This window comes from Amycolatopsis thailandensis (assembly GCF_042723255.1).
In the GTDB taxonomy this organism is placed as follows: Bacteria; Actinomycetota; Actinomycetes; order Mycobacteriales; family Pseudonocardiaceae; genus Amycolatopsis; species Amycolatopsis thailandensis.
On sequence record NZ_JBHXJK010000019.1, the window covers coordinates 25,736 to 39,022 of the forward strand.

Annotated in this window: 7 protein-coding genes and 2 pseudogenes; 6 read left to right on the forward strand and 3 right to left on the reverse strand. The window is 65.2% G+C overall.

From position 1 onward, the window contains the following. Positions 1-120: 120 nt before the first annotated feature. Positions 121-4,914 carry a DUF6531 domain-containing protein gene (locus ACFWMR_RS10345; protein WP_378378168.1) on the reverse strand — a complete coding sequence of 1,598 codons (4,794 nt, stop codon included), beginning with the start codon at positions 4,912-4,914 and terminating at the stop codon, positions 121-123. 169 nt (positions 4,915-5,083) lie between these two features. Between ACFWMR_RS10345 and ACFWMR_RS10350 the strand changes: the two genes are divergently transcribed. The 6 genes and pseudogenes from ACFWMR_RS10350 to ACFWMR_RS10375 form a co-directional block, all read left to right on the forward strand. Then, on the forward strand, positions 5,084-5,269 hold the full coding sequence (locus tag ACFWMR_RS10350; RefSeq protein WP_378378169.1) for a hypothetical protein: 186 nt from the start codon (positions 5,084-5,086) through the stop codon (positions 5,267-5,269). Positions 5,270-5,502: 233 nt separating this feature from the next. Then, the gene (locus tag ACFWMR_RS10355; protein WP_378378170.1) at positions 5,503-6,201 is read left to right on the forward strand and encodes a GAF and ANTAR domain-containing protein; all 699 of its coding nucleotides are present in this window, start codon (positions 5,503-5,505) and stop codon (positions 6,199-6,201) included. A 91-nt stretch (positions 6,202-6,292) separates the two neighbouring features. Further along, a pseudogene (locus ACFWMR_RS10360) lies at positions 6,293-6,738 on the forward strand (SAM-dependent methyltransferase). Between the two features lie 520 nt (positions 6,739-7,258). Then, positions 7,259-7,558 (forward strand): hypothetical protein, encoded by a 300-nt coding sequence (locus ACFWMR_RS10365; RefSeq protein WP_378378171.1) that lies wholly within the window; start codon positions 7,259-7,261, stop codon positions 7,556-7,558. A gap of 583 nt (positions 7,559-8,141) precedes the next feature. After that, complete coding sequence (locus tag ACFWMR_RS10370; protein WP_378378172.1) at positions 8,142-8,351, forward strand: hypothetical protein; 210 nt, start codon at positions 8,142-8,144, stop codon at positions 8,349-8,351. A 261-nt stretch (positions 8,352-8,612) separates the two neighbouring features. Continuing rightward, positions 8,613-9,140 (forward strand): annotated as a pseudogene (locus ACFWMR_RS10375) (ANTAR domain-containing protein); the annotation flags it as partial. Between the two features lie 558 nt (positions 9,141-9,698). Here ACFWMR_RS10375 and ACFWMR_RS10380 read toward each other — a convergent pair. Further along, the gene (locus ACFWMR_RS10380) at positions 9,699-9,884 is read right to left on the reverse strand and encodes a hypothetical protein (protein WP_378378173.1); all 186 of its coding nucleotides are present in this window, start codon (positions 9,882-9,884) and stop codon (positions 9,699-9,701) included. Positions 9,885-9,914: 30 nt separating this feature from the next. Next, entirely contained in the window at positions 9,915-12,962 is a 3,048-nt protein-coding gene (locus ACFWMR_RS10385; protein ID WP_378378174.1) for an RHS repeat-associated core domain-containing protein, read from the reverse strand. Positions 12,963-13,287: the final 325 nt, after the last annotated feature.

Genomic DNA, 13,287 nt, shown 5'->3' on the forward strand with positions numbered 1-13,287 from the left:
CCACGGTCGTCGTAGCTGAACGTCTGCCGCCCCTTGGGGTGGCCGGCGGAGATGACGCGTCCTGCGAGGTCGTAGGCAACGCTGGTGGTGGCGGCGGGGGTGTTCGGCCCGGCGCCGGTCTCATCCGTGAGGTTTCCGGCCGGGTCGAACGTACGCTGGATGACGATGCCGCCAGGACGCCGCTCGGTGACGGGCAGGCCGGATGAGTCGTAGGTGATCGCCCTGGTGCGGTCGGCCTCGGCCGGGTACGACGGTGTCGCTGGATCGATTTCCCGTTCGGGCAACTGCCAGGGTGTAGGTCTGCCAGGTGCTGTTGCCGCGGGCGTCGGTGACGCGGGTGCGGTTCCCGGCGAGGTCGTAGCCGAAGGTGGTGGTCACCGCGGTGCCGACACTGGGGTGTTCGACGATCGACCGGACGGCGTTGGCCGCGTCGTAGGTTCGTTCGGTGCGGCGACCCTCGGGCGTGGTGACGGCGATGGGGTTGCCCGCGGGGTCGTATTCGGTGGTGGCGCCGGGCAGTCGTTCGCCTTTGGCGCCGATGACAGTGGTCGTGGTCGGGCGGCCTACTTGGTCATAGGTCGTGGTGAGGGCGCGGCCCAGGGCGTCGGTCTGGCGCACGACATTGCCGGCGAAGTCGTATTCGAAGGTCTGGTCCCCGTGGCTGCCTGGGTCGACGCCGGTGACTTCACCGACGGCGTTGTGGCTGTAGCGGGTGGTCCTGTTCGCCGGATCGGTCTGGGAGGTCATCCGGCCCGCGTCGTCGAAAACGGATGTGGTGCTGTAGCGCAACGGTGGGCCGTTCGGTACGCGCACCACGTTGGTCTTCGTGGTGACGTGCCCGAACACGTCGTACTCGAATTCGACGGTTGCGCCCGTCGGGCCGGTCATTCGACTGACGAGACCGCCCGGGGCGTAGGTGAATGTGGTGACCGGGACGACGTCTCCGACCTTCGGTCCCGACTGGGTGGTGACATTGCCGTAGGGGTCGTAGGCGTAGGTGATCTCGCCACCCACGGCATCGATCTTCTTGGTGATCTGGTTGAGCTGGTTGTATTCGTAGCGGACGACGCCATCGGTCGGCGGCTTGCCCGCGGGCTGATAGACCGGGCTGTGCAGCGCGACGGTCTGGCCGAGCTTGTCGAGTTCGGCGGTGGTGACGCCACCACGGGCGTCGCGCAGATGCTCTTGTTCGCCGAAGGCGTTGTAGCCCCGTGTCGTGATCGGGGTGAGGACTGTCGCGGACTGCCCATGATTCTCGATTTCGCGTGGTGGCCCTCGTTCCTCCACGACACGGCCCATCTCGTCATAGCGGACAGCGGAGGTGTAGGCCCCCGGCTGAGCGCTGGCGGCTCCGCGGGGGTCGGTGATGGTGAGTACGCGGTCGTACTCGTCGTAGGTCTTCTTCGTGACGAGATCGCCCGAGTTGGTGACGATCCGGGTTTCGATGACTCGGCCACCGGCGTCGTAGATCAGTTTTGTGGTCTGGGTGCGGTTCTTGTCCGACACCGCGATCTGGACGGGCCTCCCCCACAGATCGTTGCTGTAGGTGGTTTTGCGGTTCACACCGGACGGGTCGAGTGTCTGCTCGAGCATCTTCCCGGCCGGGGAGTATTTGCCCGTGGTGGTCTGGGTTCCTGCAGCCGATGTTTCCGAGGTGACGTTGCCCAGCGCGTCGTAGGAACGTTTCCAGAGCTCGATCTCCCGTTCGGGTGCCTTCGCGGTGGCCGGGACGACCCGGGCGGCGCGGATAGGCATTCCGTCCCAGCTGTAGGTGTAGCGCGTGACCCGTCCTGCCGAGTCCATCTCGGAGGTCTTGTACCCCGCGGGGTCGTAACCGTACTTGGCCATGGGCCGGATCACGCCGTCAGTGCTGCGGCGCTCGACGGTGGTCAGACGTCCTTTCGCGTCGTACAGGTAAACATCGAGATTGCCGTCCGGTCGCCATACGTTCTCCAGCAGACCCCGGTGATACTCGTAGCTGAAACTCGCGTTGTTCGGACCGACACGTTCGGCGAGTTTTCCGTCGGGGTGATAGCGGAAGGTCGTCGTCCGCGTATAGGGGTCGGCGGCCGTCTGGTCGGGATGCGCGGCCCGCCAACGGGCAGAAGCCGGAGTGTCGACGTTGTTCTCCGACCGCAGCAACCCATCCGGATCGAATTCTCGGGTTACGACGCGTTGGTGTTTCTCGCCGGTCACGGCGTCAGTGGTCTCCGGGTAGACCTCGCCCACGATATTGTCGGCCGCGTCGTAGCGGTACGAGGTCCGGGCCCCCTGTGGGAACGCCGCGGAGTACTCAATCTTGGCGGTCATCCGGCCGAGGTTGTCCCGCTCGAATCCGGTACGTGCTCCCGTCACGGTGTTGCGGATCCCGGTCACGTCGCCTGCGCGATTGCGGTCGTAGATCACGGTGCCCGACCCGTTGGTCACGCTGAAGAGGAGATCCTCAGGCGCTTCCGTTCCCTGCGTGTAGTTGTACTGTTCCACTCCTGCGGGAGCACCCGCCTCGTGCGCCATGGTCTTCGAGACAAGGAGGCCATTATGCGCTGCGTAGTCGTAAGTTTCCGGTTCATACGGCTTGGTGGACTGATCATATGGATAACTCGTGAGCATTTTTCCGTATCGCGGATCATCCAGCGGAGCGGTGTAATTGTATCGGTAATTGGCGCCGACGACGTCGTCGACCTTCCGATTCGTCCAGCGCGTGGCCACATCGCCGTTCGGGTTGGGGATAATGTGCGTGGTATTGAATTTCTCGTCGAAGAAGGTTTCCAGCCGTCCGGTGTAGGGACTGTAGTTCCAGTATCGGTACACCACCGTCTGCGGGTTCGCGCGTATCGGCGCGTGATCCAGTTCGTAGAGCCGGTTGAGTTCGTCAAACAGGTAGGTCTCGTCCTTGCCGTCGAAGGTCTGGACCGTTCTCCCGCCTCGGCGGTTCACGTGCTGGAGGTAGTCCGACTGAGCCGGCTCCGAGAGCGGCAGGCTGTAATAGGTGAAGGTGGTGCTCTGGTCGGAGTCCGCCGCAGTGTCGACACGCGAGACCTCCGGCGATCCCACCGCACGGTAGGTGACCCGGTCCAGTGGACGGCCGGCTCGCGTCGCGCCACCAATCAGCCGGGCCTGGTCGTCATAGGCATATTTTTCGCACCCGACGCCCACCTGGCAGACCTCGGCCAGGCGGTCGCACGCCGTGTAGTGATACTCGACGCGGATGGGTGCCTCACCCGGCGCGGGTGCCTCGCCGGTGATTGATTTGATCAGTTCGCGGCTGCGGCAGTTTCCTTCACCGCCTGGCGGATACCATTCGACGGACACTTGGCGTCCGGAGTTGTACTGTCCGAGACCGACGATCCGCCCCTTGTCGTCGCGGGTGATGCTGATCATCTTGTTGTAGGTGGCGGGGCGGACGACGATCTCTCGTAGCTGACCGTAGGTCGCATCGAAACGCAGTATTTCGCCGTCGCCGGCCTTGACTTCGTAGACCCCGCTTACCAGCTTCACTGTGTTGCTGGATCCGGTGTCGCCTCGGGCTGCGAAAGTTCCGTCGGGGTTCTTTCCGAATACTTGCTGCCGTCCGTCAGGATAGGTGATCGTCAACGACTGTTCCGCCGTGTTCCAGCTGGCCTGGGAATCGAAGAAACTCATCCAGCCGCGGCCCATCGCGCCCACGAGACCGGCGGTGGTCGCCGCGCTCGAGTAACCCCGGCTCACCCGAAGTTTCGGAGTCGACTCGGTCCGCACCTCGAGATCCACGGCCTGGCGCGTGTACATGCCGAACGGCAGCACCGTGCCGCGTACCGTACTGAGGTTCATGCCGCTGCCGACGGTGCGCCACTGATCCGGAGCGGGCGGCACCACGATGACCGCCATCGCCGGGGTCACAGTGCTCAGAGCACCGTCGGTGACCTCGACTTTCCACCAGAGCGTATCGTTCCAACGGGCGTATCCGTCCGGCACCTGAAACGCCCAGTGATCCTGCCAGCCACTCGTCTTACAGCGCGTTGTCATCTCCCTGTCGGAGCACACCGTGAACAGGTAGCGAGGATTGGCGAAGGGAAAGGCGTCCGGATCGTTCGCGACCGCAGCCAGAGATGGCGAGCGACTTAAGGTGGTTCCGCCGTTCGGCGGGCCGAGCACACTGATATTCGGAGCACGGTTCGCGACGTTGTAGAAGACGCTGAGCGAACACACACCTTTCTCACTCAGCCAGCCATACCCCTTGACGAACACGTCCCAAGCAACGAAATGGCTGCCCGGCTTCAAACCCGCCAGCGGCACCTCCAGTTCGAGCGCCTGCCCCTGCCTGAACGGAACCGTGATGTCCTGCAAGGGGTTCCCGTCGTACTTCACCCACGGCAACCCGGACGCACCACCCAGGTGATAACTGACGAAAGCCGCCCCCGCAGGCAAGTCTCCCGCCCCCACCATCGTCAGCCGGAGCTTCACCCGGCCACCAGTAGGCAAGAACGGTTGCACGGTGACGCCCAGGTTCTCCCACTTCAGGTCATAAGGCGGCCCCCCGTCGCCGCACGACGGCGCAACCGCCTGACGCTGGGCCGCATTCACCTCGACAGGCCGGGCTGCTGCGCCTTCCACCCGCACCGGCGTCAGCTTCTGCCGAACACGCGCCGCAGCCTCATCGCGTGCCGCCAGCGCGTCATCCACCGACTTCCGCGCCGCAGACCCCGCCGGCGGCAGCTTCGGCGTCTCCTCCGAAGGAACCGAGACCTTCGCCGGATCCACATCAGGCTGATCAGGGACACTGTTGAGCGGCTTGTCCACACCCCCATCACCCACAGCTGAAGCGGTCCCGACAGGCAACGCCGCCACGACACCCGCCGTCAGCGACAACACCAGGAGAAAACGCAGAAAGCACACCAGCGCGCGACGGACCATCGTGCCCTCCCCCTCGGCCATCTGTCCTGATCATCGGATGCCCACCGGCCGCGCTACACGCTCAGCCGGGCATTCACCACACAGCCGTCGGGCGTTCACTTAACCGGTAGGGGACACCAGGCTCATCTCACCGTCGCGATAGGACAGCGCCGACCGGTGGTCGCCGCTGCAGCTGTGGTTGGTGCCAAGGTTGCAGAGCGCGATCGTACCTGCCGACCCCTTCACCCTCGCCCCCGAGGAAAACCTGCTCTGGCAAGGAGCACCGAAACACATCCGGATCGCCAGAAAGCAAGACCTCACCATCGTCCCCTTCCTGGCGACGCCCCTCTACTTTCTCGACTCGGCGGTAGACCAGGCGCTGCAGCGGGTGTGGTGAGCCAGGTGATCGGGATCGATCTGCACGCAGTGACGTTCCTGAGCGTGGCCGGTGTCCGCGCACAGCACCACGCAGCTGATCGAGCGCCGGCCCGGCCTACCCGGCGCAACAGGACGATCCAGTCGGAAGGGTCCACCCATGGCTGTGTCACGGACAGCGTGCGCCGAGCAGGCTCAAGGCCAGCAACATCCCTCGCTAGACTGATCATTCGTCACAGCGGGCGGAGGGGTCCGATGTACGATCACGAACATGCCGCCGGCGACGGCTTGAACACGGTGCTCGGCGGGATCGCCCGCACCCTGCAAGCCGAGCCGGACGTCGAATCCACCCTCGTCGCGATCGTGAAAGCCGCGGTCGACCACGTCCCGGGCACCGAGCACGCCGGGATCTCCCTCGTCGAGCCCGGACACCGGATCCGGACCGTCGCTCCGACCAGCGAGGTCGTGTCCACCATCGACGAACTGCAATACCGGACCAGGCAGGGCCCCTGCCTCGACGCCATCACCGAGCACCTGATCTTCCGCACCGGCGACCTCACCGCGGAGCAGCGCTGGCCGGCGTTCACCCCCGCGGCAGCCGAGACCGGGATCCGTTCCATGCTGTCCTACCGGCTGTTCGTCTCCGAACACACACTCGGCGCTCTGAACCTCTACGCTCGCGCCCGAGACGCCTTCAGCGACCAGGCTGACGACGACGGGCGGCTGTTCGCGGCCCACGCCGCGATCGCCCTCGTCGGCGCGCAAACCGAAGCCCGCCTCCACCTCGCGGTCGAGAACCGCGACACGATCGGCATGGCCAAAGGCATCCTCATGCACCGCCACGACATCGACGACACCCAAGCCTTCCGCCTGCTCTTCGAGTCCTCCCAGACCGCCAACATGAAACTGCAACTGGTCGCCGAGTGGGTCATCCAGCACCGCCGCGAGCTCTGAAGGTCCGTAGCCGCACTCACGACCGCCGCCCGCACGACTATCTGCTCGGGGCGCCCACAACTTCGCCGCTGACAGGGCCATCGCGCAGCGGTTGATCGCCATCCAGTCGGAGGTCGTCAAGGTCGCCCGGCGCAATCGGGTCTTCTTGCGCCAGGCCGTGCGGTTCATGCTTGACACTGGGGTACGTCAGTTCCTCGACCTGGGCTCCGGTATCCCACTGTCGGGAACGTTCATGAAATTGCACAAGCCGTCGACCCCGCCAGCCACGTCGTCTACGAACCCGTCGCCTTCGCCCACCGTGAACTTCTCCTCTCCGGGAACCAACACGCCGCCGCGCCGCAGGCCGAGGTCACACGCCCTGCTGACGTCCTCAAGTCCCCGCCGGGTCGCGCTCTTCTCGACCTGACCCAGCAGATCGGAGTGCTCGCCGTCGCGCTTGGGCACTATCTCCCGCCCACAGCCGACACGTCCCCACGGTCTTCGCCCGATACGGCGACGCCACCGTCTCCGGCAGCTACCTCGCGCTCACTCACCTGACCGACGACTTCGCCGTCCTCGCCCCCACCTCGAAGCTCGCCTGCCTCACGGGTCCGGGACTTGAACCTCGCCGGAGCGCAGCCTGCTCGTCTAGGTGCACCACGCGCTCTTGGTGATTGACCGCCCAGGACCAGGGACGGCACAGGCGGAAGCGACTGTGACGTCTTCGGTTCCTCGAGTTCAGCGCCACCGCGGTGGCGGGCGAACGGCCGCCGGCACGGGCCAACCGACCGTTACCCACTACGCCGCGGCTGTTAGTGCATCCGTCCGTTGCGTCGACACCTGTCGATGCCGCCCGGCTGACACTCGCTCCCTCCAGCGACAGTGGAGGACACAGCGGGAACAGAACCGCAGCTCGCCGGAATCCCGACGGTGCGGGCACTGCTCGCCTCCGTATTTCCGGACAGACACGGTCACGAGGACGTTGAGGGTGTCGAGGATGACTTCCTGTGGCCGCGGACGAGGCCATGCTGCTTGACTTGTATGTATGACAACGACATGGGGGCGCACAGTGGCTGCGGTGGCGGCTGGTGCGATGGTGCTGCTGGTCTCGTCGTGCTCGGCGATAACGATGATGAGCGAGGAACAGAAGGTAGTGGAGCTACGCCGAGCGGGTGAGCTAGGAGCCGAGGCACACGTCACGCTGCTCGCCGAGCTCGCGTTTCCCACGCCCGAGGCGTGTTTGAACAACCTCAAACGCTTCACCGGTGGCGCACCGTGGGACGAGCCGTACAGCTCCACAGCGGACTGGCTCTCACTATATGGGGACTACTTCGTGGACAGCTGTGTGTCCGGGAAAGCGCGGGTGCCGGGCAAGTGATCCGACGCCCGCGCGGTCCCTTGCCAAGCGCCGCACCGTGACCATCCCCGCAGTCGTCTCCATGGATCCCTGGAGAACGGACGTCGAGGACGGAACAGAGTTCTGCCGACGCCGTCGGAGAATCCACAAGCGAACACCAGAAACAACCGTGCCGTGGGAAGTCCGGTTACCGTAGGTCTCGGCGCGGGGCGCTCCTCCTGTTTATCTGTCCATTGATCAAATAGTCCTGGTGGGACACCATGATCCGCTCGAAAGCCAGGGCGCGGTCGCCCTCGGGAGCGGTGGTGAAAGCGACGACCTCCCGGGCGAACCCTCGATGCTCGTCAAGGGTTCCGGGGGCCGCGTCCGCGTGATCGCCGCTCTCGGCCGCGGCCGGTGTCGTACCCGTCCGATCGTGGACATGTGTCACAGCGTTCCTCCATGGAGTAAGTCGGCATTCACGGAGTAGGTGCGCCGCGAAATCGTTCCCTTTCCCGGTTACCCGGAACTTCACTCGATCGGCTGATTCGTAGCCCGTTCGGGTGTTACACGCTTTGGTCCGCCGGTTTCGGGCAGACCGGCGGTTTTCCGCACACATACAGGCATGGACCGTACAAGCCGACAACGAATCATCGTCCTGATCATGTTCTGCGTAACCACAATGACCGGCAATCTTCTGCTCGAATCCGGGTCGGTACGCGATCTGCTGCAACTCATGGGGGCGCCTGCGGCCGAGTTGACCGTGATACTGCTGACAAACACTTTCGAACGCCGGAAGCGGAAGGACGTCCAGCTTCCCGAAAAGCCCGAATGACAGCGCCGTGGAATGATCCGGGTTCCTGGAGCACCTGAGGGTGATGTGCAGCCGCCCTGCCTGCGGCTGCACATCGCGGCATGGTCGCCTCTCCGGACGTTCCACCGCCGAGGCTGATCGCGTCGAACGTCGCGTGAGAACTCGCGGTGGACGCCGACCAGGTCACCGAGGGCCGAGACGATCAAGGACGCAGGTATGGCAACCGGTTCGTTCGGCTAATCATGCGTAAAAACAGTCGGGTGAGCGTTCAACACCGCGCTCACCTCGCAACAGGTGATCGAGCAGGCCAAGGGCATGATCATCCTGCTACGCAACTGGAACGCAGAGCAGGCTTTCGCCACACTGCGCGAGGTCTCCCAGCACATCGACATCGAGCTCCACGACGTCGCGGTCGCGTCAATGACGAGCCGTTTCCATTCCTGTGCCGAGTGGGATCGTGGGGGCTCAGACAGGTGCGGCAGGGCAGTCGCGTGGCAAGCGGCTATAGGAGGCCAAGTGTCGAGTCCACGACGATTGTCAGCGATCTTTATGGCGCCTGCGCACGAACAGAGTCCAGTAATAGCAGCTTCCCACCAGCAAGAACGTGCCGAGCCCGATGTTGCCCCAGTTCCTCCAATCCATCGGGCCCTCGTCGGTCAACCCCAGAACGAGCCACACAATCCCGTAGAGATCCCAACCCAGCGCCATGGGCGGCCTCTGCGTGGACGACAAGAACTGGGGTGGCGCTGGTGCGGCGCTGCAGCAGTGGAGCTGCACCAACCAGGCGGTCCAGACCTGGCGATACAGTAGCTGGTGACACCGGCGAAACAGGCGCGGCATCACGTGATCCTGAGGGTTTCAGGGCGACTTGGGATTGCTTGACATCCGGGCGTTGTCTGTTCGTAGTCAGCGAGTATTCGTCGGTTGATCGCTTTGGTCCTGGGATGCGATCATCGCAATACAGCTCGGTCGGCGGTCGGCGTTCTTTAAGCGGTCGCCATCCCCTGCGAACAGGAATATCAACGGCGTCACCATCACGCCGACGCTGCCGACCGCCGTCTGAAAAGCGCGAGGTGCCGGCCCCGGATTTCGGGGCTGACACCAACCGCTTTGAACGTTTGCCACGTGCGGACGGCTTTCCCCTCGTCTACTGGCGGAAGCACCCCTGGGCGCGACACGATGATCACGTCGGCGATCCCGGGGAGATCGATCAACGCGCGGCGTGTCTCGTCATGATGCTCCTGGAGCACGCCCCTTAGCTACACATCGACGAAACACCGCCCACTTGGCAAGTTCGCCAAAGTAGGGCGGTTTTTCGTTTGCGTCGGGGTCCCGCAGCTGTTGAGCAATCGGGACCCCGACGTCCGGCTAGGAGCGGGCTTGCCGCTGGTGGCGGTAGTAGTGCCAGAAGGTGTAGATCGCTGCCAGGAGACCTGCTACCGCAATGATGTTGACGTAGAGGTTCCGCAGGTACAGGAAAGCGAAGAGGGCGAACAGGACGGACACTGTTCCTGCTATCGCGGGACCGGTGATCTTCTTGTCGATGGCTGCCATCCTTTCTTCGGTCCGTTGGCTTTGGTTCGCTCAGCTACAGGCTATTGCCGTGCCGGTGATCGCACCTGTGGCGGTGATGCTGGTCTGGATGGCGACGGGCACCAGGGCTCCTCCTGTCGCTCCGGCTCCGGCGACCGCGGCCGCCGCGCCGACGAGACCGAAGATCGCGGCGACGCCAGCTCCGATACACCCCTTGCTGGCTTTCGCGCCGGAAGGGTCGCTGTTGTTGATGGGGTCGCCTTGGGCGTAGGCGTAGTCGTTGGGTTCCTGGCCGGTGGGGTCGGTTTGGGTGAAGCGGCTGTAGACGGGGTTGTAGTGGCGGTATCCGGTCAGGGAGAGCCCGGAGGCGAGCTGGTAGGTGCCGATCCAGCGGATCCGGTTGGCCTCGGCGCCGGAGCCGAGGACGTTGGTGGCGGTAGTGGTGCCGTAGGGGGTGTAGTCGTAGCGGGCGGTCAGCTGCCCGGTGTCGTTGACCAGTGCCAGGACGCTGCCTTGGTTGTCGGTGATCGCGTTGTGGTGTTTGCCGGTGGTGTCGGTGACCGCGGTCAGCTTCCCGCCGGTGTCGTGGGTGTAGGTGGTGGTGGCCCCGTTGACGACGGTGCGGGACACGCCGATGGCGGTGCGGGTGAAGGCGTGGCTGGTGGTGGCGCCGTCGGTGGTCTCGGTGATGGTGTCGGGCTGGGTCTGGTCGAGGGTGTCGTAGGAGGCGGTGAACAGGGTGTCGGTGCCGGAGGTGATCGAGGTGAGCTGGTTGGTGGGGCTGTAGCGGGTCTGGCCGCCGGGGGTGGTGGTCGAGAGGTTGCCGGCGCCGTCGTAGGTGGCGGTGGTGGTGTCGACCTTGGTCATCTGGTTGGCGGTGTTGACGGTGTAGGTGCGTCCGTCGCCGGAGGTGAGGTTCCCGGCCAGGTCGTAGGCGTAGCCGCGGGTGCCGGCTTGGGTGAGCCTGCCGAATCCGTCGTAGGTGTAGCGGGTGGACTTGGCCGAGTCGGTCCGGGCCTGGATCTGGCCGGTGTCGGTGCCGTCAGTCCGGGTGTAGCGGTAGCTGCTGGAGAACAGGGACTTGCCCGCGGAATCGGTGACGGTGATCGCCTTCTGCCGCCCGCTGACGTCGACCTCGATGGTCTGTTTGCTCCCGCCGGGCAGGGACGCCGAGGTGCGGTTGCCGGCGTTGTCGTAGCCGTAGCTCGTGACCTTGCCCGCTTGGTCGGTCAGCGAGGTCAGCCGGTCGGCGGCGTCATAGCCGTAGAGGGTGCGCCCGCTCGGGTCTTCGACACCGGTGACGTTCCCGGCACGATCGTAGGAGTAGATCGTCGGCTGGCCGGCGCCGCCGGCGGTGCGGGTGACCCGGGTCAGCAGCTGCCGGTTGTAGGTGCTGGTGAACTCGGCGTGCGCGGTGCGGGCGCTGGTGCGGTTGCCGATGCCGTCGAAGCCGTAGGCCGCAAGGCCGGTGCCGTCGGCGGTGGACACGGCGACGATGTGGTCGAGTTTGTCGTGACCGTAGTTGATTTTGACGCCGTTGCCGTCGGTCACGCTCGTCACCCTCGACAGGGAGTCGTAGGTGTAGATGCTGGGCTTGAGCGGCGCGGGCGGTGTCACCGTGGTCAAGTTTCCGGCGTTGTCGTAGCCGTAGCGGGTGACGTTGCCGTTGCCGTCGGCCTTGGTCGCGACCAGGCCGGTGGCGGTGTAGGTGTACTTCGCCACGTCGGCGCCGAGACCATCGGAGCGCACGGCTTTGACGTTGCCGTTGCTGTCATAGGTTTTGCTGACCTTGGTGCCGGAGAAGTCCGACACCTGGGTGGGCAGATGCGGGTGCGCGGTGTCGGTGTAGCCGACTGATGCGGTCGCGCTGGTGGGGAGCTTGCCGCCCTTGAGGTTGTTGAGCGCGTCGTAGTCGTAGGTCACCGAGTTGTTCATGCCGTCGGTCACGCTCGCGACGTCACCGTTCGCCGACCACGACTGGGCCCTGGTGTGGCCGAGCGCGTCGGTCGCCTTGATCTGCCGCTGCTTGTCGTCGATGGTGTAGGTGCTCTGGTGACGGTTGGGGTCGGTGACCGTGGTGGTCGTGTCGCCGTAGGCGTAGTCGGTGACGCTGGGGACGCCGTCCGAGTTCGGTGCCTTCACCTGCGTCACCCGGCCCGCCGAGTCGTAGGTGAGGGTGTAGGCCCCGCCCGCCGGCGGTGTCACGGACGTGACCCGCCCCATGTCGTCCTGGGCGAAGGTGGTCTTGCCGCCACTCCGGTTGGTGATGCTCGACAGGCGGCCACCCGGGCCGGGCTCGGTGTAGGCGTAGCCGCCGGCGACCAGGCCCGCCGGATCGGTGATCGCGCTGATACGCCCGTCGGCATCGGTGGCGGCGGTGGTGACACGGCCCTGGGTGTCGATGATCGAGGCCAGCGTGCCGTCAGTGGCGTTATAGCGGTAGGTGAGGCTGTGCCCGTTACGGTCGGCCTGCGAGATCAGCCGCCCCGCACCGGTGAACGACCAAGTCTCACCCGACGAGTGCTGCGACAGCGCGTACTTGCCGTCAGCCAGCTTCACCAGCGTGGCGTGTCCGCCGATCGGGGTGGCGTAGCTGCCGTCGGGATTCTTCAGATACTCCGAGCAGTATCCCGTCGGGTCCTGCACGATGACTCCGCTGCTGCTGACGTCAAGCTGGACGTCCGGCCCGCTTGACACCGTCCACAGCTTGCCGAACGCGCCGATGACGCCGCGGCTGTTGTAGACCGCGTTCACCGACAGATCCAGCCCCGTGCCCTTCACCGTCAGCGCCCGATCGGTGATCACGGCGTTGCCGTTGGCCCGGTTGACCAGCAGCTCGGTGCGGTCAGAGATCGGATACCGGTCCATCGGGAACCACGGCTGAATTCCCAGCCGGGCAAAGGTCGCGCAGGTCACCGACTGGGTCGACGGCCCCGAACCCGGTCTGGCTTCCGTGGGTCTCGCGGTCACCTGATCGGCCGGGACACCGGTCGGGGTCCGGTTCACCTGCGCCGGCGGCGTCCACGTCACCGGCAACGGCACACCACCGGAGACCTCCGTGGCCGTAGCGGGCGACGCTGTCGCCGGAACCACGGCCACCAGGACACCCGCGGCGGCCGCACTGATTGTGCGCAGCACAAAGGGCCGCAACAATTTTCGTTGCATAATAAGGAAAATCTCCCCTCAAAAGCCCGAAGGCTCCCCAGACGGCGGGTTCGCCGCCAGACCAGCCGACGCTAGCGCCCGCTGATCACCAGCCGCAGCGCCAGAAAATCACGACCACTCGAACAGAGCAGAACACCCCACACCGGATGATCCATTCAGCGCATCCATGGGCACCATCTGCCGCGACTCGACACGGTGATTGGACTTCCAGTACCTGGCCGACGCGGGCCCCGAATAGCTCTGGCGAATCACTCGTTCG

Coding starts and splice junctions, on each gene's coding strand:
- ACFWMR_RS10380 (WP_378378173.1), bottom strand. CDS start 9,884: ATGGCAGCCATCGACAAGAAGATCACCGGTCCCGCGATAGCAGGAACA.
- ACFWMR_RS10370 (WP_378378172.1), top strand. CDS start 8,142: ATGGACCGTACAAGCCGACAACGAATCATCGTCCTGATCATGTTCTGC.
- ACFWMR_RS10345 (WP_378378168.1), bottom strand. CDS start 4,914: ATGGCCGAGGGGGAGGGCACGATGGTCCGTCGCGCGCTGGTGTGCTTT.
- ACFWMR_RS10355 (WP_378378170.1), top strand. CDS start 5,503: ATGTACGATCACGAACATGCCGCCGGCGACGGCTTGAACACGGTGCTC.